Raw genomic sequence first — 22,692 nt, 5'->3', positions numbered from 1 at the left:
ACGTATTCCAGCACTACTTGAGGAAATTCATGACTCTTTATTTAATAAGGCAAAAGTATTTCGCGATGAGAATACGTATAGTGCGACGAATTTTGAAGAGATGAAACAAGTAGCTGATGAAAAGCAAGGATTTATTAAGGCAATGTGGTGCGGAGAATTAGCTTGTGAAGAGAAACTAAAAGAAGAAGTTGGAGTATCTTCACGTTGTATGCCTTTTGAGCAAGAGCATTTAGCTGACGAATGTATTTGTTGTGGTAAAGAAGCTAAACAAATGGTGTATTGGGGAAAAGCGTATTAATAATCCTTCTGATAGGTGATAAAAAGGACTTTAGGCTGCATAATAAAATGCAACCTAAAGTCCTTTTAGTTTTTACAATTTATTTCATGTATTTTTTAGATGGAAGGATGTGTTTTATTTTGCGTTTTTACGGCGAATAAATAGTAACATACCAATTAGGAATGTTGAAAGCCCCATTAAAATAGATGCAGGATAATGTGTTGCCGTATTCGGTAACTTATCGCCTTGTTTTTTCGCATTATCTTTTACATTGCCACCTTGAGAGCCGTTTCCACTGCTATCGCCTTTAACACGGTTACCGCCCTGAGAGCCATTACCACCTTGAGAACTGCTATCGCCTTTAACACGATTACCGCCTTTAGAGCCATTGCCACCAGAGCCATTGCCACCAGAGCCATTGCCACCAGAGCCATTGCCACCAGAACCATTGCCACCAGAGCCGTTGCCACCAGAGCCGTTGCCGCCAGAACCGTTGTCACCAGAGCTACTGCCACCAGAACCGTTACCGCCGGAACCATTGCCGCCAGAGCCGTTACCGCCGGAACCATTGCCCCCAGAGCCACTGCCACCAGAACCGTTACCGCCGGAACCATTGTCGCCAGAGCCACTGCCGCCAGAACCACTGCCGCCAGAACCATTGCCGCCAGAACCGTTGTCACCAGAACCACTATCGTTCTGAGAACCGTTATTTCCTGGAGGTTTATTATTATCCTTTGAGTTTCCTTCTGCAAAATGATCACTATTTTGTACAATAGCGTTTGTTAATGGGCGGAAGTTTTCAGTTGCAGCATTACCAATATTTAAACCGCTAAAAAAAGATAAAGAGAGTGTTGATGCTAAAATGAAGATTTTCGTCATGGTTTTCCTCCTAAGAAATTAATATTCCATCTAAAATACATCCCTTTGTAATATTTCTTAGGAAAAAGAGTTTTATGCAAAAAAAACTATATATAGAAAAAGGTGGTGTATTTCTCAAAGCAGAAAAGAGTTAATGTAGATTTCCTACAAATAGTAGAGGCGGAGAATTTACATTCAGAACGGTAGAGGAAGTGGCAGTAGATGAAAGAGTATATAGCGTTTGATATTGGCGGTACGCAAATTAAGTATGGCATTGTTTCAGAAATAGGGAGAGTATTAAAGCGTAAAACAGTTGCAACAGAAATTCATTTAGGCGGAGAACAAACTATTCAAAAACTTATATATGTATCAAAAAAAATAATGAATGAACATACTATTGCAGGAATTGGTATTAGCACCACGGGGATTGTTGATATTAATAAAGGAATTGTGACGGGAGGTGCGGATCATATTCCGGGATATCGTACTATTCCTATTATTGATAGATTGCAAGAGATATTAAAAGTTCCAGTATCGATTGACAATGATGTGAATTGTGCAGCGTTTGGAGAAAAATGGAATGGTAGTGGAAGAGAGAAAGAGAACTTTATTATGCTCACCCTTGGAACAGGGATTGGGGGAGCGATTTTTATAGACGGAGAATTGTACCGAGGGCATTCATTTAGTGCTGGTGAATGGGGGAATATGTTAATAGAAGGAAAACCGTTTGAAGAGGTTGCCTCGATTTCAGGATTAATTCGTCTTGTCAGAAAATATAAAGGCAAAGGTGAGTGGAATGGGAGATTAATTTTCGAGTTGTATGATAAAGGAGATCGGGAAGTTGCTCAAGCAGTTAGGATCTTCTTTAAACATTTGGCAATCGGAATTAGTAATCTTGCTTATATTTTCAATCCAGAAAAGATTATTATTGGTGGAGGAATTACCGATAGAGGAAATGAGTTTTTAAAAGAAGTAAAAGAAGAGGTCAGTAAATACTTAAATCAAGAGATTTATAATAATTGTGAGATTGAACTTGCACAAAACGGTAATTGTGCAGGAATGATTGGTGCTATTTACCACTTCTTACATCATCATAAGTAAATTATATGAATGTTTTCATATAACTGAGAATTTATCCTTTTTATCGCTAGGTAAATAATGCTACAATATAAGAGAAGAATACAATATTTTCCGATTTGGAAAATGCTTTGTAGAAAGGGAGAAACTTCATGCCTATTATTTTAGAAAAAGGTCAAAAGATCGATTTAACGAAAGGACAACCAAAAGTAGCAAAACTACAGGTTGGCTTAGGCTGGGATCCAATTGGGCAATCAGGTGGATTTCTGTCTTCATTATTTGGAAGTAAACCAAATGTAGATTGTGATGCATCTGTTGTTATGTTAGAAGGAGATCGTTTTTTAAACAAAAATGATTTAGTTTACTTCGGAAATAAACTTTCTACTTGTGGTAGTATTATTCATTCAGGAGATAATTTAACAGGTGAAGGCGCTGGTGATGACGAAACAATTTTCGTAGAATTACATAAAGTTCCGAGCCGTATTAATCGTTTAGTATTCGTTGTAAATATTTATGACTGTGTAAATCGTCGTCAAGATTTCGGGATGATTCGTAATGCATATATTCGTATTCAAAACCCGCAAACTGGTGAAGAATTAGCACGCTATAATTTATCGGATAATTATGCTGGCAAAACGACTCTAATTGCAGGTGAAATGTATCGTCACGGAAGTGAATGGAAGTTTTCAGCTGTTGGAGAAGGCACACAAGATAAAAACTTAAGTGAGATTGTATCACGTTATCAATAAAATAAACCGAGGAGGAATTGAATATGGCATCAATTTCATTGAAAAAAGGACAAAAGGTAGACTTAACAAAAACGAATCCGGGTCTTTCAAAAGTTCTTGTAGGACTAGGTTGGGATACGAATCGTTATGACGGACAAAACGATTTCGATTTAGATGTTAGTATTTTCTTAGTAGGCGCTAACGGTAAAGTTTCAGGTGCAGAGGATTTCGTCTTCTATAATAACCCAAAAGGTGCGAATGGTGCTGTCGAGCATTTAGGAGATAACCGAACTGGCGAAGGTGAAGGCGATGACGAATCGATCAAAGTAGATTTGAAAAATGTACCTGCACATATCGAACGTATTTGTTTCACAATTACAATCTATGATGGAGAAGGTCGTAGCCAAAACTTCGGACAAGTTTCTAACTCTTTCGTACGTATTTTAGATGAAGAAAAGAATGCAGAATTAATTCGTTACGATTTAGGAGAAGATTTCTCTATTGAAACAGCCGTAGTAGTAGGTGAATTATACCGTCATGCAGGTGACTGGAAATTCAATGCAATCGGAAGTGGATTCCAAGGTGGATTAGCGTCTCTATGTAATAACTTTGGTTTAGACGTAGAGTAATAGATTTAATTTATATATCCATCGGTGAAATGTATGTTTACCGATGGATATATTTTTAAAGATAAAAATATAGAGGTGAATATAGATGGTTATTCAATTACAAAAAGGACAGAAAATTGATTTGGGTAAGACAAGCCCTGGTTTAACAAAAGCAGTAATTGGTCTTGGATGGGATATTAAATCTTATGACGGTGGATCAGATTTCGATTTAGATGCATCTGCCTTTTTATTAGATGCAAACGGAAAATGTACGAAGGAAACTGATTTTATCTTCTATAATAATTTACAGTCTCCTTGTGGATCTGTTTTACATACAGGAGATAACCGTACAGGTGAAGGTGAAGGTGACGATGAGCAACTTGTTGTGGACTTAAAGAAAGTTCCAGCAGATGTGCACAGAATTGCTATTACAGTTACGATTTATGATGCAGAAGGCCGTAGTCAAAACTTTGGACAAGTAGGAAATGCGTTTGTTCGTTTAGCAAATGAAGAGACGAATGAAGAAGTTCTTCGTTTTGATTTAGGGGAAGATTTCTCCATTGAAACAGCAGTTGTCTTTTGTGAATTATACCGTCATAATGGACAGTGGAAGTTTAATGCAGTAGGAAGTGGATTCCAAGGTGGTTTAGGTGCGCTTGTAAGAGCGTATGGCTTGGATGCATAGAAAGGAAACGATATTCGTTTCCTTTTTTTGACCTTTCTATAAATCTAGCAAAGAATAGGGGATAAAGGTAAGATGAGTATTTTGCAAGGAATCCTTGATACGTATGCTCAGTTTTTCGACTTGGACATGTGGATTAAAGTGTTGCAAGATCCAGTATCTTGGGGATTAATAGGTACACTTGTTGTACTTGAAGGTTTGTTATCTGCCGATAACGCACTTGTGTTAGCAGTAATGGTAAAACACCTTCCGGAAGAAAAACGTAAAAAAGCATTATTCTATGGACTTATTGGAGCTTATGTGTTCCGCTTTATTGCGATTGGAATTGGAATGTTCTTAATTAAATTATGGTGGGTAAAACTTCTTGGTGCACTTTACCTTGCTTGGTTATCAGTAAAATACTTTATTGATAAGCGTAAAGGTGCAAGTGAAGAAGACGAAGCTCACGGTATGAATCAAAACAGTATTTTCTTTAGAATGTTCGGTGTCTTCTGGGGAACAGTTGCGATGGTTGAATTAATGGATATCGCGTTCTCTGTAGATAGCGTACTTGCTGCATTTGGTGTATCTAATGAAGTTTGGATTTTATTATTAGGCGGAATGCTAGGTATTTTAATGATGCGTGGTATCGCTGGTGTATTCTTAAAATTGTTAGAGCGTATTCCAGAGCTTGAAACGACAGCATATATTTTAATCTTAATTATCGCATCGAAGATGCTATTGTCTCTAATTGATATTCATATTAGTCATACACTGTTCTTCATTATTTTAGTTGTAGCATTTGGAGCAACATTTATAATTCACTACATGAAGAATTCTGGACAAGCTAAAGAAGAAGTTGCAGCTACTAAAGAAGACAATAAATAATTGAAATGGGTTTGCTCGTTTTACGAGCGCCCATTTTTTATAACCAAAAATAGTTTATAATAGAAGAAAGATTTAGAAAAAACGTAAATGTTTTTGGAGGTGAACTGTTGTGTTTTCACGTTTTACACTTCAACCATATGCATTAAAAGATGAATCAGATTTAAAGCAATTTGAAACACTTTTAGAAAAACGCCCACAATATGAGCTGACAGAGAATGAAATGAAATTTAGTTATATAGCATGTCGAATCCTTGGCGTTCCTAATGATGTAGATGAATATTTTAATGAACTGTTTGATTATAGTGAAGCGAAAGGAATCGAAGTTTTACACGAACAAAATTTAAACAAAGTGATTGATTCGGAAAAGCTTCGTCATATTCAAGAAGTGTTCGGATTACATCAAGAAGCACCAAATGGTCTGACAGTAAATAGGCTAGTTGCACATTTATCTGGGAAACAACTTTTACCGAAAGTAGACAATCCTGATTTACAGCATTACATACATGCGACGTTCATTTCAGTATTGAAATTATATGAGAAACAACATAATCAGTCGTTAAAGACAGAAGGTTTCCGTCGTTTCTTAATCGACATAATTAAACTAAGCGAAAATTACGTAGCGAAGTGGTTCTCTACGATTAATTATAAGAAACAAATGCCGCGTATCGTTTGGTATGGTGATGCACAGGAAAGCCGTATATATTTCTTATATTTTCTTATTATGCTCGGTTGTGATGTGCTTTATTATCACCCCGAAGGAAAAGATGGATTTGAAAATATTGATGAAGAGGGAAGAACTTTTGTTGTATCTCATCCGGGTCGCATTTCGCTTGAACCATTCCCTGATCGTCGACGTGAGCGTGTTGCAACAGTAGCGTATCAAGCTTCGAAAGAAATTGAACAAGTACTTCACCACGATAATTCACTATTATATAAACCGTGGCAATTTCGTTCGTATACACCTGTAGCACGTACGTTAAAAACGACATATGATGAACTCTTTTTAATTACGAAAGAAAAGGCATTTGTACGTCCAACATTCTTTGTTGAAAATAAACATATTTATATTCCTTCTTTATTTGCGAAAATATCAGGCGTTTCAAAGAATGATAAAGAATATTTTCAACGATTAAAGGTTGTTACATCATTTGATAACAGTTTATTAATTAATACATTCCCATTTACGAAAGAGCAAAAAGCAAATTTCCAATATCATTATCGAGATGCATTGGACCGAGCTGGGAAATTACATCCTGATCTAATTATGAATAGCCATTGGTGGCCGCATAAGCGTTTACCGGAAGGTTTACAACATGGGATTGCAGAGGCGATTATCCATACGTGCGAAAGTGAAATATGCAAACCAATTGCGAAAGAAACGAAACAAGATGTAGCACTGTATGTTTTCGCACAACTTTCTCAAATACCACCTAATATTTTAGAACAGCTTGAGAAATTTGATTATTCACAAGATGTACCGAAAATTGTTATATTTAATAATGAGAAGAGTGGAGAATTAACTCGTTCTGACGCTGTTTTATTACTATTTTTGAATCAAATTGGAGTAGATGTATTCCATTTCAATCCCACGGGCAGAAACGATATTGAACCGTATGTTGAAGCAGGAGCATTCGATTCCCATTGGCTTGAAGAAGTTAATTTCGATCTTGAGTTTCATGGCTCATCAGCCTATAAAAATTTATCACAAACAATAAAAGGACTATTTCGTCCATTTTTATAAGGAAAGGGAGAATACCATATGAATAACCCAGTCGTACTAGATTCGAAAACTGAATTGAATGAGCAAACCGCACAAGATGTTCGCTTGCAACTTAGACAAGATGCAGATGTGCAACGTATTTATAACGCAGTAGATATTAAAGATCAACTGGAATTAATTGAACTTGGAAAAGAACCTTCTATGGAAATTTCACGTTTCGCTGATCAAATTTTACATACAATGTCTCTATCAAAGATAGAAGATTCTGGTGAATTGTTAAAGCAACTTGGTAAAATTATGGACAGATTTGATAGTAAAGACTTTGCGGAAGAAAAAAGTGGTTTCTTCTCGCGCATGTTCAAAAAAGCGGATAAAATGATAGAACAAATCTTTAGTAAATATCAAACGATGGGCCGCGAAATTGATAAAGTTTATGTGGAAATTACGAAGTACCAAGATGAGATGAAAAAATCAATTGGTACGTTAGATGGCTTGTATGAGCAAAACTTAAAATATTATTTAGACTTAGAGAAGTATGTAGTAGCAGGAGAAATGTTATTAGAGCGTTTAAATACAGAATTAGTTCCGATGTATGAAGAGCGCGTGCGTAATAATGATCAATTAGCAGGTATTGAATTAGAGTCGCTTAAAAACTCGGTTGAAATTTTAGAGCAACGTATTGATGATTTAGAAAAAGCTCGTATGGTTGCGCTACTTACAGCACCACAAATTCGCATGATTCAACGTGGTAATAATAAATTAATTGGTAAAATCAATACAGCATTTATTACGACGATTCCTATCTTTAAAAATGGTATCATTCAAGCAGTAAATGCGAAACGTCAAAAGCTTGTTGCAGATTCTATGGCTGAACTTGATCGCCGTACAAATGAATTACTTAAGAAAAATGCACAAAATATCGCAACGCAAAGTGTAGAAGTAGCGAGATTATCAGGTTCTTCTAGTATTAAAATGGAAACACTTGAGGAAACTTGGAACATTATTTCAAGAGGTATGCAAGAAACACAACAAATTGAAGAACAAAATAAACGTGAGCGTGAAGAAAGTCGCAAGCGTATGGCTACATTAACAGAGAATATCAAAAAAGAATTACAAGGATAAATGAAAAGGCAATGAGGAATAGTCCTCATTGCCTTTTAGTTTCTCTTCACTAATTTAATAATTTCATTCACAACAAGTGGAATGATACTTAATAAGAGAACAAATCCCCAATCTCGCATCGTTAATGCATGTACACCGAATATATTTGCAAGGGGCGGGATGGAGATGATACAAACTTGCATAAGAACACCGATAAGAAGGGAGAAGACTAAATATTTATTTGTAAAGATCCCAATTGAAAAAATCGATTTCGTTCTTGAACGCAAGTTAAATGAATGAACAAGCTGAGAAAAACTAAGAACGACAAATGCCATCGTTTGGGCATGTAATAGAGCATCCTCATCAATTCGCTCTGGGAAAAGAGGGAATAAATTTGTATCTCCAGTATAGAATTTTGCTCCGGCGATAAAGGCTATTAACGTTAAAATCCCAATGACAGCCCCATTGAAAATAAGAAAAGGAACGCTACCACTAAATAGGCTTTCTTTCGCATGTCGTGGTTTTTCCTTCATCACATCTGGATCTTCAGGATCAACCCCAAGTGATAATGCAGGCAGTGTATCTGTAATTAAATTTACCCACAAAATATGAATAGGTCGTAGGGGTGTTGCCCAGCCAAGTAAAATCGCTAAAAATAAAGCGATAATTTCTCCAAAGTTACAAGAGAGTAGGAAGAGAATTGATTTTTTTATGTTACGATAAATATTTCTACCTTCCTCAACAGCTTTCACGATAGATGAGAAATTATCATCTGTTAACACGACATCAGCTGCTCCTTTTGCGACATCTGTTCCTGTAATGCCCATCGCTACGCCAACATCAGCTTGCTTTAAAGATGGTGCATCATTGACACCATCACCAGTCATAGAAACGATATTTCCTTTTGCGCGTAATGCCTTTACAATTTTCACTTTATGCTCTGGAGAGACTCTAGCGAATACATTTAAATGATTAATTTTGCTAGCTAGTTCTGTATCTGAAATGTTATCTAATTCAGTTCCAATCATAATTTCAGATATTTCTTCAGCAATGCCAAGTTCTTTGGCAATTGCAAAGGCGGTATCTTTATGGTCACCGGTAATCATAACTGTGCGAATACCGGCTTTTTTACATTCTGTAATTGAATCTTTCACTTCAGTTCGCGGTGGATCAATCATACCGACAAGACCGATAAAGATAAGATTTTCTTCAAGATGATTTATATCCACATCGTTTGAATTGTATTTTTTAAATGCGAATGAAAGTACTCTTAAAGCTTCTTGAGACATTGCTCCGGCAGATTCTAATATTTGATTTTTATCAGAATCAGTTAAAATCTCGATTTTCCCGTTTTTAAAAATATGGTTACATCGAGGTAAGAGCTTATCGATAGCACCTTTCGTCATGCTATAGCAGTTTTCATCGTATGTATGCACGGTTGACATCATTTTACGATCTGAGTCGAAAGGTAGCTCGTTAACACGTTCATGTATTTTTTCTAAATGATCTTTTTGCATGTTAAAAGTGCTTCCGGCCACCAGAAGAGCAATTTCAGTCGGGTCCCCGGTTTGTGATTCGTTATTGTAAGACGCATCATTACATAGCACCATATTCTCTAACAATAGACGTTGCGTATCATTATTTACATTCAAATGTTCTAAGTGATCGTATGTGTTATCACTATAAAAGTGAGTAACAGTCATTTTGTTTTGCGTTAATGTGCCTGTTTTATCTGAACAAATAATTGTGACAGACCCGAGAGCTTCAACAGCAGGAAGTTTACGGATGATGACGTTTTGTTTAATCATACGCTGCACACCAATTGCAAGAACGATGGAAACGATAGCTGGCAAGCCTTCTGGAATAGCTGCAACGGCTAAACTAATAGCAGTCATAAACATTTCTAGTGTATCTCGTCCTTGTAAAAAGCCGATGAGAAACATCACGATACAAATAGCTACAGCAACAAAGCCTAAATACTTTCCGACTTGTGCTAAGCTTTTTTGAAGTGGTGTCATATCATCGTCTGCTTCATGTAACAGGGTAGCAATCTTACCAATTTGTGAGTTCATTCCAGTTTCAACAGCAACACCGACGCCTCTTCCGTATGTTACAAGAGTAGACATAAAGGCCATGTTTTTTTGGTCGCCGAGTGGTACTTGCTCATCACTTTGCATGGAAGGGTGGTAGATTGCATCTTTATCAACAGGGACAGATTCACCAGTTAGAGCAGATTCTTCAACTTTTAAATTTGCGGTTTCGATAAGGCGTAAATCGCATGGGATATATCGTCCGGCGTCGAGCATAACGATATCCCCTGGAACGACGTGCTCAGATGGAATTTCTTTTAGTTCACCATTTCTCTTGACGATAGCTTTAGGCGTCGCCATCTTTTTCAATGCCTCTAAAGCTTGTTCTGCTTTCGATTCTTGGACAACACCGATAACAGCATTTAAAACTACAACGAGCGCGATAATACTGGCATCCGCCCATTCACCTACAAAGGCAGAAATAAGGGCAGCAATAATAAGGACATATACGAGGACGTCATTAATTTGGGCGAAAATACGCTGCCATAAAGTGCGTTTTTGTTTTGTAGCTAATTCATTAGAACCGTATTGCTTTAAACGGTCACTTACAATCTCATCTGTTAAACCGTGTTGTTCGTTTGTTTCTAGGTCAATTAATGTTTGATCTTTCGTCTTACTGTACCAATTGCTCATAAGTAAGCACCTCCAGTAAAAACAGTTAGCAATGGTAGTGTTGCTATTATTTGTGAGTAGTATGTATGGAGAAAAAATCTAAGATGAGGTTCTACTTCTATTGTACAATATTTTACAGTTGGTTGAGGGAAAGAGAAGAGTTGTCATGAATTTGTTGGAAATAAAAAAGAGCCTCATATAAGAGAGGCTTTTTTACTTTTTAATTAATGTACCTAATTCTTCTGTAATAGCTTGCATTTCACTAATGCTGAAAGTTTCACGTTTCATAACATGATCATAAATGTCACGTAAATCTTCGTACATTTCTTCGTTAAAACTAGCAGCTCTCATCGCTCCAGCATTAACCATACGTAATTTTTCTTTAATAGCTTCGACCATATATTCAACGTTTTCTTCTGACTTTACGGATAAATCCACCGAAGTGTCCCCCTTTAAAATAACATAAGGCTATCTTAACATTTTTTATCATTTTCGTTAATGAATCTTTTCAATCCTATTAAATTAGTAGGGATTTCCTTTATATTTAATAATTGGTTGTTTATACTATAAGTATATATGAAGAAATGCACCAAGAAGGGAAGAAACAAAAACATGGTTCAAGTATTGTTTGTTTGTCTTGGGAACATTTGCCGTTCTCCAATGGCAGAAGCGATTTTTCGAGATCTTGTCGTAAAAGAGGGACTCGAAGAGAAAATTGTCATTGATTCTGCAGGAACTGGAGATTGGCATGTTGGCCATCCGCCACATAAAGGAACACAAAAAATTTTAAAAGAAAATGCAGTCACTTTTGAAGGAATTAAAGCAAGGCAAGTAGAAAAAGAAGACTTAACAAAGTTTGATTATATTATTGCCATGGACAACAAGAATATAGCAGATTTAAAAAGTTTAGGTAAAACTGGAGGCTATATTGGTAGACTGTCCGACTTTGTTCCAGACGGTGGCTGGACAGACGTTCCTGACCCTTACTATACAGGGAATTTCCAAGAAGTATATGACCTTGTAACAGAAGGGTGTGCAAAGCTATTAGCTTTCATTCGAAATGAACAAGGAATATGAGGAAGCTTAGAAAGAAATACTTTCTAACATAAGAAATGAAAGGGTGAAGGAATATGGCAAAGAAAAATAATATTGCTCGAAACATTGCGATTGGTGTAGCGGCAGGTGTAGCTGTATCCATGTTAAAGAAAGAAAACCGTGAAAAAGTAAAAAATACAGCAGAAAAAGCAAAAACAAAGATGATTGAAATTGGTGAAAATGCAAAGATCAAAGAAAAAGTGCAAACTGTTACAGATAAAGGACGCGAACTTGCTGATTTCAATGTGGTAAAAGCGAAAGTAGCAGAAATTAAAAAATTAACGCCATCTGTTGTAGAGACGTTAAAAGAAACGAAAGAAATTTTTAGTAAGAAAAAAGTTGAGCCAGAAGAAAAGCCAGAAACGATTGAAATTCAAGCTGTATCTCCAAAGGTAGATGAGCTGAAAGCAGAAGAAGAGCCAGTAGTTGCTGAAGATGGTGGTATGAAAGAAGCGCGTGAATTATTTATAAAAGACTCAAATGCAGTGGAAAAAAAAACTGAAGCGTACATTGAGTTAAAGCAAGATAAAGAAGAGAAGAAAAGCGTTTAAACATATATGAGAAAAATTTTAGAAAAGGTGAGAAGAAATCGTACTTATTCGTTTGGTAAAGATTTATATGACCGGACGATGCGCGATGATGTAGCGGGCTTGGCAGCACAGCTCGCTTATTTCTTCTTGCTTGCAATTTTTCCTGGGCTCGTTTTCTTAATTACGCTTCTTGGATTTATTCCCATTCAAACAGAGGATGTGCTTAGTTTATTAGAGGTTTATGTACCAGATGATGCAATGAACTTAATTGAGGTAAATGTAGATAAAGTTGTAAACCAGCAAAATGGTGGTTTATTATCATTTGGTTTATTATCCATGTTATGGTTTGCCTCAAATGGTGTTAATGCGGTTATGAATGCTTTTAACCGAGCTTATGACGTGAAGGAAACACGTTCTTTTATTACAACAAGAGCGTTATCAATTGTGTTTACATTAGCTATTATTTTTATGATTGTCTTTGCGTTAATTGTTCCGGTATTCGGACAAGTTATTGGAGCAGCAGTGTTTAAAGCACTCGGTTTATCAGATAGTTTTTCTTTCGTATGGAGCATTACACGATTAGTAGCGAGTTTCTTCGTACTATTTGCTTTGTTTAGTTTCTTATATACATTTGCACCAGATCGAAAGTTAAAAAGAAGAGAAGTTATTTCAGGGGCGTTATTTGCTACTGTAGGATGGATTGTGGTGTCTTACTCATTTGCTTATTATGTAGATAAGTTTGCGAATTACGCCAATACATATGGTGGTCTCGGTGGTATCATTATTTTAATGTTATGGTTTTATTTAACTGGATGGGTAATTTTACTTGGCGGTGAAATTAATGGTTTACTCCACCATTATAGAACCGGTGACAATAATTCCCGTAATGAATAATGAGCTCTTGTTCCATAATAAAAAGGAACAGGGGGGATATTTCATGAGTAATAATAAAAAGAACCATAATAATAAAAGTAATAATAAACAAAAGAGCAGTTCGCATCCAAAGCATAAAACGAGTAGCAGTGCGAACGGTCATAATAGCTATCATTAAAAAAAAACGGGTCCTCTATGAGGGACCCGTTTTATTTGCTTCCTTTTAGTAATCGTAAGCCATTCAAAATGACAAGAATCGTACTTCCTTCATGGCCAATAACACCGAATGGAAGAGCTAAAAATTGCAAGAAGTTTGAACAAATTAGCATGGCAATAACGGCTAGCGAAAAGATTACGTTTTGCTTCACAATACGGTTCATTCGTTTTGATAAACGAATTGCTTGGGAAAGGCGAGATAGTTCGTTCTTCATCAGTACAACATCTGCAGTTTCTAAAGCTACATCTGTTCCTTCTCCCATTGCGACACCAATGCTAGCAGTAGCTAGTGCAGGGGCATCATTTATACCGTCTCCGACCATTGCTACTGTACCGTATTTTTCTTTTAACTTTTTAATCGTTTCAACTTTTGTTTCTGGTAAGCATGATGCGTAATATTCCTTTATATTACTTTCAGAGGCAATTGCTTTTGCCGTTTCTTCATTATCTCCAGTAATCATAATTGCTTCGACACCAATGCTTTGTAAATCACGAATAGCAGCTATTGTTTCTTGGCGAAGCGTATCTTTTAAAGCGATAAGTCCAAGAATGCCTCCCTCATCACTAATATAAACGACAGTTTTACCTTCTTTTTCAAGTGAGGCAGAAATACCATTATGAAATGTCTTTGTTTCTTCACCGATAAAATCAGCTTTACCTATTTTATAAGCGATGTTTTCCAATCTTCCTTTTAGACCAAAACCAGTTACATCTTCAACCTTTTCTGGTTTTTTTAATGTAATGTCGTACGCATGTTGTGCATATTTAACAATGGATTCAGCTAAAGGATGTGTAGAGTGACTTTCAATTGATGCTGTAATAGAAAGTACTTCTTTTTCTGTTATATTTTCTCGAACATATACATCTGTTACGGTAGGTTTACCTTCTGTTAATGTTCCTGTTTTATCAAACGCGATTGCTTTCACAGAAGCAAGGCGTTCTAAATGTATACCGCCTTTAAAGAGAATACCGTTTCTCGCTCCGTTAGAAATGGCTGATAACGTAGCTGGTGTAATGGCAGCTACGAGCGCACAAGGAGATGCGACTACAAGTAAGATCATAGCGCGATAAAACGTTTCATTCCAGCTCCAGTCAAGTAAGAAATGAGGAACGAACATCATAAGCGCAACAACGAGTAGTACACCTTTTACGTATGTTCCTTCAAACTTTTCGATGAATAGTTGTGATGGTGATTTTTCACTTTGTGCACTTTGGACGAGACGGACAATTTTTTGGAATAATGTTTGATCGCTCGGCTTCGTAATTTTAACTTCGATAGCACCACGTAAATTTACAGTACCGGCAAATACTTCATCGCCATGTCTTTTCTCATTTGGAATAGGTTCTCCTGTGATTGCTGCCTCATCGATATTTGTTTCACCGTTATGAATCGTACCGTCAGCAGGAACACGTTCACCAGGTTTAATTAAAATAATGTCGTTAATTTGTAACTCTCCAACAGGAACACGTTCTTCAGTTCCGTTGGAAATACGTAATGCTTCTTCAGGTTGTAAGTCAAGAAGAGCGGAAATTTCTTTTTGGCTTTTACTTAACGTATAAGATTCCATAGCACCGCTGAGCGCAAAGATAAAGATTAAGATAGCCCCTTCTGCCCAGTAGCCAATAATTGCAGCACCAATAGCTGCAAAGAGCATTAGCATTTCAACATTTAGCTCTTTTTCTTCAATCGTATCTTCAATGCCTTCTTTCGCTTTTGCATATCCACCAACTATATAAGCAAGGATATAGCAAGTAATACCTACATTCATTGCATCGTTCTTTGTGAATAACCAGCCAACTAAAATAAAAATACCAGATGCTACTGCAAATACAAGTTCATAATGTTTTTTTAATGTGTCCCATAAAGAGGGATGGGAAATTGCTTCTTTTGCCTGTAACGTTTTTACTTCTGAGTTCATTACTACTCGCTCCTTCCGAATTCTTATTGAGAAAAATAATCAAAATCGAAACCCCTATAAAACGACGAAAGCTGCCATCCATAATGGATAGCAGCATTTCTGTTGAATCTGTTTTTAATCGTTATTATATTGTAATTATTCTATAGTATATCATATGTTTTTATGAGATGGTACGGTTTTGTTTCAAGTATAAACGGAAAACTTGTGTTTTCGCAATTCCTCTGGTATATATGAATATTGTTCATAAAAGATCGGAAAGGAAGACAACAAGTGAAGACAGAGAAATTTTTTACCCATCCGATTGGCGTATTTATTGCTGCAATAGTAGCAACTTTTTTATGGGGAAGCGCATTTCCTTTTATTAAATTAAGTTATGTTGAACTTGGAATTCAACCACAAGAAGTTGGAGAGCAAATATTATTTGCTGGTTATCGTTTCTTGTTATCTGGGGTAATGCTTTTATTCTTTTTTAAAGTGTTAGGGAAAAATATGAGCTTCAAAAAAGGAACGGGGAAACAGTTAATACAAATTGGTTTATTCCAAACGTTTCTTCAATATATCTGTTTTTATATTGGAATGAGTTATAGTTCGGGGATTGAAGGAGCTATCATTTCAGGGACATCATCATTCTTTCAAATTTTACTCGCCCATTTTGTATATAAAGATGATGCTCTCAATATGAGAAAATTAATTGGGGTATCGATTGGTTTTTGTGGCGTCATTTTAGTAAATGTGCCGAGTGATGGTAGCTTATCATTTCATTTTGGAATCGGAAGCTTATTACTTCTTAGTGCAGCAATGCTGTATTCATATGGAAACATATTAGCAAAAGAAGGTAGTAAAACATTAGATGTTGGCTATATGACAGCATACCAAATGATTTTTGGTTCTATAGGATTATTATGTATAGGGGCTTTACAAGTTGGAGTAATGCCATTTACATTTAGTCTACACGCACTACTTATGCTGATTTATTTATCTTTCTTATCTGCAGCTGGTTTTTGCATTTGGAATACAATTATGAAATACAACAAGGTTGGAAAAGTATCTATGTATATGTTCTTTATACCCGTATTTGGTGTGTTATTATCGAGCATGATTTTAGGTGAAGCAATTCATTCATTTGTGCTACTTGGTTTAGCATGTGTAGCCGCGGGAATTATTGTGGTAAATCGGACGCCAGCTAAGCAAAAAATAGAGCAAGAAAAACAAGTGGCATAGAGAGCAGAAAAGCGATTACAATGGAAGAACAGTGCTGTTCTTCTTTTTTAGAAAAAGGATAATAGACTAAGTGTAACGAAAAAAGATACAAAAAGCATTTATTGAGGAGAACATATTATGAATCTACTTTACGTGGTGTTAATTGGGCAAATACTTCTTTTTTTTATTGGTGCAATTTATGCAATAGGGCAGACAAAAAGAACGAAAGTTAATATGCCGTTACCTTTAGCAATCCGTCTTATTCTTAGTTTTTCTTTAACAGCTAGTGCAATTTGGATATGGTTACAAGATCCATCTGTAGAGTATAGTACGTGGGTTGCACTTGGTATGACTTTATCGACTGTGGGAGATTTGTTTATGGCTGGGTTGATTCCAATTGGTCATCGATTAATTGGTGGGATGGTTACTTTCGCCCTTGCTCATTGTTTTTATGTAAAAGCATTTTTGCAAACAGGAATTTCATGGAATGGTTTTTGGATTGGCTTACTTGTATATGGGCTCTTTCTAATTGTAGGATGGTTCTCCTTTATCCGAAATGATAAACAGGATAAATTGTTTACGATAGGAGCTCTAATTTATGGATTGTGGGTTGGGGGAATGGCGTGCTTTGCATTCGCCTTATATTATGAAAATACAGGAATATGGTGGATACCAGCGTTTGGTGGTTTACTGTTTGTGATTTCTGATTTTATTATTGGCGTGACAGATATCGGAGGGCGCAAATTGAAGTATGAGCCACTTTGGATTTGGTTTACATATGTAGCTGCTCAAATGTGTATTGTATATGTGGGATTATAAAAAGATACTCTCAAAAATAGTGGATAGACTATTTTGAGAGTATCTTTTTTGCTTGTTTAATTTGATCAGTATTGTTATTTTGAAATTTCTAATATTATAATTTAATAATTCAGAATTTTATAGAAAAATATCAGTCGTATTATTTATAATAAAAGTAAAAAGATGATGAGATGGTGAAATGATGCAAAGGAAAAAATGTTGGCGTGAATTTTTTGGAACGATTGCAATTGCATGTTTATTGGTGTTTTTGGCGAAAATTTTTGTGTTTTTCCCTACGACTGTAAAAGGAGCATCCATGAGGCCGACGTTGCAAGATGGAGATAAGGTGATTGTTAATAAGTTAGCAAAACAATTTGAAAGCTATGGGAGAGAAGACATTATTGTTGTGAAAACAGATAATTTTTATGTCAAAAGAGTGATTGGATTGCCAGGAGATATTATTGAGATGAGAAATGATCAATTATATGTAAATTCTGAAGTGAAAGATGAAGAGTATTTGGATAGTAATAAAAAACAAGCAGAAAAAAAACTTATGAATTTAACAGAGGACTTTGGACCGATTACAATTCCTAAAAATAAGATTTTTGTTATGGGAGATAATCGCCTAATAAGTAAAGATAGTAGAAATGGTTTAGGTTTTATTGATAGAGAAGATGTGTTAGGAAAGTTAGCAGGCATTTATTATCCGTTTGAACATATGAAAATAATAAAGTAAAAAAACCAAGCAAATTTTAGTTTGCTTGGTTTTTCTGTTAAACAGTAGGAGATTCGTTAGATACAAAGATATCTTCATGTTTCTTTGTAGTACTTAAAACGAATTTATGTTGTAGCAATTGTAGTTTAAATAACGCTAAAGGATCATGATATGTTTCTGGATTGCTTCTTAGCGTTGCTAATGTTTGTTCATCTTCCTGTATCTCAAGTTGAGCTGCATCCACATTTTGTTTCAATATGCTAAGTGGATCTTTAAAGAACATCATGATATCGCGTTCTAATGCCCCTTCAAATACTTCAAATTGTAGGAAGAATTGTTTTGAAATTGTGTGAGCAATTTCTGTATAGTCTTCTGTTTCAATATATTGTTTATATTTGTTGGCGAGCATAGATTGGTTTTTTTGCATATTACCAAATAATTTTCCGGCACTTTTTAAGAAAAACTGTGTCGGTGTAAAGCGTAATAAAATATTGATGTTTGTTACTGTAATTCGATTTGTCATTCGTACAACATCTCGATTCCAATCATCTAATAATTTGAAATCGCAAGGAAGTTTCATACGTTCTTCTTTATATAATTTATTAAATGTTTCACTCATTTCATCTAAATAAGCTTGAGCTTGAATAAATTCATTATGTGCTGTTTCAATCCATTCTTGAATAGACCCAGTAAATTTAGGAAGAAGTACCTGTTGTACATGCTTTTGAACTCGTTCATTCATTGCAGCATTTAATTCTTCATGAACTAGTTTGAAATCACTATCTTCTTGAACAAGATCAGAGCAGCTCTGTAATAATTCAGGAATTTGAGAATGTATATCTCGTGTAATTTCTTCTTTCGTTAAAAGATAGGATTCGGTAATAGAGCGAATTTTATCTTTTTCAAGAGCAGTAAGGTTATTAATAAATCCAGTAAGTTTCACTGAGATGTGTTTATTCCAGCGTACGGATTTTACTAATGTATTTTCTAATTCCACACGTTCGTTTATGAGATAAGCAATCGTCTTTTGCGTAAACCATATTAGCTTTTCTATACGTTCTTTTTCTATATCGCGTTTTGCAAGATTAGAGAGAATAGATTCTGTTACATCTCCAAGTTGCTGGCTACTCTCTTGCGAAGGAGAGTATGGGAAGAATTGTGCATCTGGAAAATGCACTTTAAGTTTACTAATTAGTTTTTCATTAGTAGTCGTATTATTTGTGTGTAATACGAAGTGAATTTGTAAGTTTGATACTTGTTCACGTAAATAAATTAACGTATCAATTTCTTCACTATGCAATGGTGAAGAAGAATTTAATACGTAAACAAGACTATCTGCTGCTTGTAAGTATTCAAAGTATGCATTGTTTTTATCCAATTGTCCTTGAATGGATGGTGTAATAAGAAATGTAAACTTATTTTTTCTTAAAAACCTACTTGGTAGCTTAATTTCTATACATCTTTTCTCAAGTTCCGACTGAGCAGATGTAGCCGTTATTTGATGGAATTCATTAAGGTTAGGGATACTTCGTATATCTAACGCGGTAAATTCTGTTATTTCAGTTTGACTAGCGTCTTTAAATAGAATAGGAGTTGTTAAAGTTTCATTTAAGATGTTCTCTCCTAATATTGAATTAACAAATGATGTTTTATCATGGTCACTAGTTCCAGCTATTAGTAGTGGCGTGACATTTAAATCGCATAGTTCATGGACGAGTAGCGTAAATTGATGACTTAAATCTACATCATTTTTCTCAGCCCACACAGCGATTGTTTCGAATAAATGAGAAACTGTTTCCATATTTACATCTGCTTCAGCAGATGTATTAGAAAGTAAGGATCCAGCACTTTTTACGAGTAATGATTCTAAAGTTGTAGGTGAGACTTCATTCCATGCTAACACTGCTGCAGAGACAACTAGAGAATCTTTTGCTTTCGTTAAACTGAACCAATTTGTTAATAAATTTGGTACAAGTCCGTTTAATTCATGCATAAAATGATTTCCGGTAATTAATGCAAAGTATGTTTCTTGATAGCGAGTAGAAATTTCATTCCAATCGTCATTATTGTCTGTTTCAATATGCAAGAATAAATGATTAATACTTTGAATCCAAGGAAGGTATAAGGATTCATGTTGATAGCTATTCCAAAGAGCAATAACAAGTTCTTTAAATTGAGCTTGATCAACAGCATATAGAGCTTTTAAAGACTCATAGAAATATTCAGGCTTAATATTTTTTGTAAATCCTTTATTTATGTAATTTATTAACGTATCAAACCAGTGTAAAGATTGTGTTCGAATACCTTCTTGAACAGCTAGTTCGATAGCGTTGTTCCAATCTTCTTGTTTTTCATAGAAAGAACGTGCAATTGCAGTAATATTTGGGTAATCCGGTTGGAATGCAACAGCTTCACTAATCGTCTTAAAAGCAAGTCCTAAACGATCTTGTTCGATATAAAGAGAAAGAAGTTGTAAGGAAACCTCCATCGTAAGAGTTGTATCTTCTGTTTGAATGGATTGATAAATTTCTTCTGCCTTTGGTAAAAATCCTAGTTCAAAATAAGCATCTGCAATATTTTTTGTTGCCCAAAGTGCAAGAGCATTATTTACTTTTTCCCATTTAAATATAGCTGCTTCAAAATCTTTATTTTGATAATAAAATTCACCTTGAGCAAATCGAATATTAGAAATGTTGGAGAATTCATTTTTAGATTCATTTATATATGCTTCACCGAGTACTTCCGATGCAGGAGTAGAAGTTTCTTCTGTTAAAAATGTTTTATAGTAAACTTTTTGAATAAATTGATTTTCAATGGTCATGTTCGTTCCCCCCTGTATAATTTAGAAAAATGATGTTGTATGTAAAAGGGTTCATGTTCTTTTAATAGGTAGAAGTTGCATTATATAGACCAAACTATGTTTTTGCTAGATATATCATTTTTCTTGAGAGTTAAACCGTTGCGAAAAGTAACTTTCCTTTATTGTAACAAAAAAACACGCATATGAATTTTTATTTTTTATCGGGTCATTTGCGGGCAGTAAGAATCTACTCTCAAAATTGGTGAATGTAAGTGAGTTATGTGGGAGTCGGGATGTCTGTAGAAGCAAGATTGGCGTAGATTAATAATTAGTAGAGGATGAAGAAAAGCCCCACTGATTAAAGTTTCACTTTATCTCTGTTAAAGGAAAGAATAGAAGTAGAGTTCATTATAAAAACAATGTATAGTGAATATGTATACCATGTTTGCCTTAAAGATAGAAAGGGTACAATGTGGAATAACGATCGTGCATAGGATGTGTCTTCCGAATGGAACAACATATTGGCGAGTTAATCGCGCATTATGGCTATTTTGGAATTGTTATAGCTTTGGCTGGTGGGATTGTCGGATTACCGATACCAGACGAGTTTTTATTGACCTTTATTGGTTATAATGTTTCAAAAGGAGTTATGTCAGGAACTGCTGCTTTTTTAAGTGGGATGGCTGGTGCGATGTTAGGGATTACGTTAAGCTACATATTAGGTTTAAAACTTGGGCTCCCTGTTTTAAAGAAATATGGGCCGAAAATTAGAATTAAAGAACATCACATTGAAAAAACACATATTTTATTTGAAAAATATGGGCCATTTCTTTTAATGATTGGTTATTTTATACCGGGAGTACGTCATTTAACGGCATATTTTGCTGGGGTATCAAATTTGACACTTTGGCGTTTTTGTTTGTACGCTTACGGTGGTGCGCTCATTTGGATAAGTGTTTTTATTGGGCTTGGCTGGAAGTTAGGCGAGAAGTGGCGCTTCGTTGAGTATAGTTTACATCATTATGGAATATGGATTTTATTAATTTCAGCAGTTGTTACATGTGTTGTATGGTTTTACATAAAGAAAAAGAAAAACCGCTAATAGCGGTTTTTTTAGCTGAAAGCAATAAATAATACACCAGCTGTAATAAAGACTACACCAACACCGGTCATAAAGTTTAACTTTTCACCGAGGATAATCATAGCGAGAATGATAGAAAATACGACGCTTAATTTATCGACAGGAGCTACTTGTGAAACCTTTCCTGTTTTGAGGGCAAGAAAATAAAATAGCCATGAAGAAGCACCTGCAATCCCACTTAATGTGATAAATAGCAGTGCTTTTTTATTTAGCAGTACGTCGCCGATATTTTGAAATTTACCTTGTATGATAATAACGCCTATCATAAATAATGCCATAATAATAGATCGAATTGTTGTTGCAACGTTTGCATCGATTCCGTCTAAACCAAACTTTCCAAAAATCGATACAAGGGCAGCAGCAATTGCTGATAATAGTGCAAATAAGAGCCACGAACTCATAGTAAAATCCCTCCAATCTTACAGTATTATACATGAAAATGATTCTCATGTATAAAGTTGAAGTAATTAAGGTTTATAGGAAGCATGACTCCAACTTAACTTCTTGCTCCACTTGAATTTTAAGGTGGGAGTTTTACTGCCCGCAAATAGTGGGCTAAATAACGAAATAATCCCCACCTTATATTTTTAATAAGGTGGGGATTATTATGCTACTCTGCAATTTCCTCATATAAAAAGTACGTTACATTATAAATATGCTCTACTTCATCGTCTGTCATAAACAGTAATTCGTCACGCTCAATCCCTTTCTTCTTTTCAATAAACTCAATCATATTTTTGCGTTCTTCTCTCTTCATCAATTTTATTTCTCCTCTCAATCTGTTT

Annotated in this window: 21 protein-coding genes and 1 pseudogene; 15 read left to right on the top strand and 7 right to left on the bottom strand. The window is 35.3% G+C overall.

Going from position 1 to position 22,692, the window contains the following annotated elements:
• Window positions 1-298, top strand: a pseudogene (locus MR160_RS17630) (proline--tRNA ligase); the annotation flags it as partial.
• 114 nt (window positions 299-412) lie between these two features.
• Here MR160_RS17630 and MR160_RS17625 read toward each other — a convergent pair.
• Window positions 413-1,156: an LPXTG cell wall anchor domain-containing protein gene (locus tag MR160_RS17625; RefSeq protein WP_242297810.1), complete on the bottom strand. Its 744-nt coding sequence runs from the start codon at window positions 1,154-1,156 to the stop codon at window positions 413-415.
• A gap of 201 nt (window positions 1,157-1,357) precedes the next feature.
• On the opposite strand from MR160_RS17625, the gene MR160_RS17620 reads away from it, so the two are divergent.
• The 7 genes from MR160_RS17620 (at window position 1,358) to MR160_RS17590 (ending at window position 7,939) form a co-directional block, all read left to right on the top strand.
• The gene (locus tag MR160_RS17620) at window positions 1,358-2,236 is read left to right on the top strand and encodes an ROK family protein (protein WP_017762758.1); all 879 of its coding nucleotides are present in this window, start codon (window positions 1,358-1,360) and stop codon (window positions 2,234-2,236) included.
• Between the two features lie 128 nt (window positions 2,237-2,364).
• A complete protein-coding gene (locus MR160_RS17615; RefSeq protein WP_001121586.1) occupies window positions 2,365-2,961 on the top strand; it encodes a TerD family protein in 597 nt (198 codons plus the stop codon).
• A gap of 23 nt (window positions 2,962-2,984) precedes the next feature.
• The gene (locus MR160_RS17610) at window positions 2,985-3,569 is read left to right on the top strand and encodes a TerD family protein (RefSeq protein ID WP_000146729.1); all 585 of its coding nucleotides are present in this window, start codon (window positions 2,985-2,987) and stop codon (window positions 3,567-3,569) included.
• Between the two features lie 85 nt (window positions 3,570-3,654).
• Window positions 3,655-4,233, top strand: a complete 579-nt coding sequence (locus MR160_RS17605; RefSeq protein ID WP_000236653.1) for a TerD family protein — start codon at window positions 3,655-3,657, stop codon at window positions 4,231-4,233.
• 72 nt (window positions 4,234-4,305) lie between these two features.
• Window positions 4,306-5,097 (top strand): TerC family protein, encoded by a 792-nt coding sequence (locus tag MR160_RS17600; protein WP_000025702.1) that lies wholly within the window; start codon window positions 4,306-4,308, stop codon window positions 5,095-5,097.
• Between the two features lie 109 nt (window positions 5,098-5,206).
• Window positions 5,207-6,838 (top strand): YceG family protein, encoded by a 1,632-nt coding sequence (locus tag MR160_RS17595; protein ID WP_000492853.1) that lies wholly within the window; start codon window positions 5,207-5,209, stop codon window positions 6,836-6,838.
• A gap of 18 nt (window positions 6,839-6,856) precedes the next feature.
• Entirely contained in the window at window positions 6,857-7,939 is a 1,083-nt protein-coding gene (locus tag MR160_RS17590) for a toxic anion resistance protein (RefSeq protein ID WP_001064413.1), read from the top strand.
• Between the two features lie 35 nt (window positions 7,940-7,974).
• Here the strand turns inward: MR160_RS17590 and MR160_RS17585 are convergent, their stop codons facing one another.
• Together MR160_RS17585 and MR160_RS17580 are read right to left on the bottom strand one after the other, a co-directional pair.
• Window positions 7,975-10,641, bottom strand: a complete 2,667-nt coding sequence (locus tag MR160_RS17585) for a cation-translocating P-type ATPase (protein ID WP_000073682.1) — start codon at window positions 10,639-10,641, stop codon at window positions 7,975-7,977.
• A 192-nt stretch (window positions 10,642-10,833) separates the two neighbouring features.
• Window positions 10,834-11,058 (bottom strand): DUF1128 domain-containing protein, encoded by a 225-nt coding sequence (locus MR160_RS17580; RefSeq protein ID WP_000366196.1) that lies wholly within the window; start codon window positions 11,056-11,058, stop codon window positions 10,834-10,836.
• A 174-nt stretch (window positions 11,059-11,232) separates the two neighbouring features.
• Here MR160_RS17580 and MR160_RS17575 point away from each other — a divergent pair, with 174 nt between their 5' ends.
• From MR160_RS17575 to MR160_RS17565, 3 genes are read left to right on the top strand one after another with little or no spacing between them, the layout of a single operon-like run.
• Window positions 11,233-11,697, top strand: coding sequence for a low molecular weight protein-tyrosine-phosphatase (locus MR160_RS17575; protein ID WP_000250910.1), 465 nt, complete (start codon window positions 11,233-11,235; stop codon window positions 11,695-11,697).
• Window positions 11,698-11,750: 53 nt separating this feature from the next.
• A complete protein-coding gene (locus tag MR160_RS17570; RefSeq protein WP_001085387.1) occupies window positions 11,751-12,266 on the top strand; it encodes a DUF4075 domain-containing protein in 516 nt (171 codons plus the stop codon).
• Window positions 12,267-12,272: 6 nt separating this feature from the next.
• Entirely contained in the window at window positions 12,273-13,139 is an 867-nt protein-coding gene (locus MR160_RS17565) for a YihY/virulence factor BrkB family protein (RefSeq protein ID WP_001226536.1), read from the top strand.
• 188 nt (window positions 13,140-13,327) lie between these two features.
• Here MR160_RS17565 and MR160_RS17560 read toward each other — a convergent pair whose 3' ends face one another.
• Window positions 13,328-15,253 (bottom strand): heavy metal translocating P-type ATPase, encoded by a 1,926-nt coding sequence (locus MR160_RS17560; protein WP_136804581.1) that lies wholly within the window; start codon window positions 15,251-15,253, stop codon window positions 13,328-13,330.
• Window positions 15,254-15,523: 270 nt separating this feature from the next.
• Here MR160_RS17560 and MR160_RS17555 point away from each other — a divergent pair, with 270 nt between their 5' ends.
• From MR160_RS17555 to lepB, 3 genes are all read left to right on the top strand, one after another.
• Window positions 15,524-16,474, top strand: coding sequence for a DMT family transporter (locus MR160_RS17555; RefSeq protein WP_000845710.1), 951 nt, complete (start codon window positions 15,524-15,526; stop codon window positions 16,472-16,474).
• 117 nt (window positions 16,475-16,591) lie between these two features.
• Window positions 16,592-17,272, top strand: a complete 681-nt coding sequence (locus MR160_RS17550; RefSeq protein ID WP_097825775.1) for a lysoplasmalogenase — start codon at window positions 16,592-16,594, stop codon at window positions 17,270-17,272.
• A 178-nt stretch (window positions 17,273-17,450) separates the two neighbouring features.
• Window positions 17,451-17,987, top strand: coding sequence for a signal peptidase I (lepB, locus tag MR160_RS17545; protein ID WP_000983696.1), 537 nt, complete (start codon window positions 17,451-17,453; stop codon window positions 17,985-17,987).
• Window positions 17,988-18,024: 37 nt separating this feature from the next.
• On the opposite strand, the gene MR160_RS17540 is transcribed toward lepB, so the two are convergent.
• The gene (locus MR160_RS17540; protein WP_000151407.1) at window positions 18,025-20,787 is read right to left on the bottom strand and encodes a tetratricopeptide repeat protein; all 2,763 of its coding nucleotides are present in this window, start codon (window positions 20,785-20,787) and stop codon (window positions 18,025-18,027) included.
• Between the two features lie 487 nt (window positions 20,788-21,274).
• Here MR160_RS17540 and MR160_RS17535 point away from each other — a divergent pair, with 487 nt between their 5' ends.
• A complete protein-coding gene (locus MR160_RS17535; protein WP_000434870.1) occupies window positions 21,275-21,868 on the top strand; it encodes a DedA family protein in 594 nt (197 codons plus the stop codon).
• Window positions 21,869-21,879: 11 nt separating this feature from the next.
• Here the strand turns inward: MR160_RS17535 and MR160_RS17530 are convergent, their stop codons facing one another.
• Both MR160_RS17530 and MR160_RS17525 read right to left on the bottom strand, forming a co-directional pair.
• Window positions 21,880-22,308 carry an EamA family transporter gene (locus MR160_RS17530; protein ID WP_000100295.1) on the bottom strand — a complete coding sequence of 143 codons (429 nt, stop codon included), beginning with the start codon at window positions 22,306-22,308 and terminating at the stop codon, window positions 21,880-21,882.
• A gap of 209 nt (window positions 22,309-22,517) precedes the next feature.
• Complete coding sequence (locus tag MR160_RS17525; protein ID WP_000817786.1) at window positions 22,518-22,664, bottom strand: BH0509 family protein; 147 nt, start codon at window positions 22,662-22,664, stop codon at window positions 22,518-22,520.
• Window positions 22,665-22,692: the final 28 nt, after the last annotated feature.

It is taken from the genome of Bacillus cereus group sp. BfR-BA-01382, assembly GCF_022663475.1.
In the GTDB taxonomy this organism is placed as follows: domain Bacteria; phylum Bacillota; class Bacilli; order Bacillales; family Bacillaceae_G; genus Bacillus_A; species Bacillus_A thuringiensis_S.
The sequence above is the reverse complement of the archived record's forward strand: the minus strand, read 5'-3'. Positions and strand labels throughout refer to the sequence as shown.

What these genes read in the sequence shown, in the direction of transcription:
- MR160_RS17625 (WP_242297810.1), bottom strand. Translation starts at nt 1,156, where the DNA reads ATGACGAAAATCTTCATTTTAGCATCAACACTCTCTTTATCTTTTTTT.
- MR160_RS17620 (WP_017762758.1), top strand. Translation starts at nt 1,358, where the DNA reads ATGAAAGAGTATATAGCGTTTGATATTGGCGGTACGCAAATTAAGTAT.
- MR160_RS17615 (WP_001121586.1), top strand. Translation starts at nt 2,365, where the DNA reads ATGCCTATTATTTTAGAAAAAGGTCAAAAGATCGATTTAACGAAAGGA.
- MR160_RS17610 (WP_000146729.1), top strand. Translation starts at nt 2,985, where the DNA reads ATGGCATCAATTTCATTGAAAAAAGGACAAAAGGTAGACTTAACAAAA.
- MR160_RS17605 (WP_000236653.1), top strand. Translation starts at nt 3,655, where the DNA reads ATGGTTATTCAATTACAAAAAGGACAGAAAATTGATTTGGGTAAGACA.
- MR160_RS17600 (WP_000025702.1), top strand. Translation starts at nt 4,306, where the DNA reads ATGAGTATTTTGCAAGGAATCCTTGATACGTATGCTCAGTTTTTCGAC.
- MR160_RS17590 (WP_001064413.1), top strand. Translation starts at nt 6,857, where the DNA reads ATGAATAACCCAGTCGTACTAGATTCGAAAACTGAATTGAATGAGCAA.
- MR160_RS17585 (WP_000073682.1), bottom strand. Translation starts at nt 10,641, where the DNA reads ATGAGCAATTGGTACAGTAAGACGAAAGATCAAACATTAATTGACCTA.
- MR160_RS17575 (WP_000250910.1), top strand. Translation starts at nt 11,233, where the DNA reads ATGGTTCAAGTATTGTTTGTTTGTCTTGGGAACATTTGCCGTTCTCCA.
- MR160_RS17570 (WP_001085387.1), top strand. Translation starts at nt 11,751, where the DNA reads ATGGCAAAGAAAAATAATATTGCTCGAAACATTGCGATTGGTGTAGCG.
- MR160_RS17565 (WP_001226536.1), top strand. Translation starts at nt 12,273, where the DNA reads ATGAGAAAAATTTTAGAAAAGGTGAGAAGAAATCGTACTTATTCGTTT.
- MR160_RS17560 (WP_136804581.1), bottom strand. Translation starts at nt 15,253, where the DNA reads ATGAACTCAGAAGTAAAAACGTTACAGGCAAAAGAAGCAATTTCCCAT.
- MR160_RS17550 (WP_097825775.1), top strand. Translation starts at nt 16,592, where the DNA reads ATGAATCTACTTTACGTGGTGTTAATTGGGCAAATACTTCTTTTTTTT.
- lepB (WP_000983696.1), top strand. Translation starts at nt 17,451, where the DNA reads ATGATGCAAAGGAAAAAATGTTGGCGTGAATTTTTTGGAACGATTGCA.
- MR160_RS17540 (WP_000151407.1), bottom strand. Translation starts at nt 20,787, where the DNA reads ATGACCATTGAAAATCAATTTATTCAAAAAGTTTACTATAAAACATTT.
- MR160_RS17535 (WP_000434870.1), top strand. Translation starts at nt 21,275, where the DNA reads ATGGAACAACATATTGGCGAGTTAATCGCGCATTATGGCTATTTTGGA.
- MR160_RS17530 (WP_000100295.1), bottom strand. Translation starts at nt 22,308, where the DNA reads ATGAGTTCGTGGCTCTTATTTGCACTATTATCAGCAATTGCTGCTGCC.
- MR160_RS17525 (WP_000817786.1), bottom strand. Translation starts at nt 22,664, where the DNA reads ATGAAGAGAGAAGAACGCAAAAATATGATTGAGTTTATTGAAAAGAAG.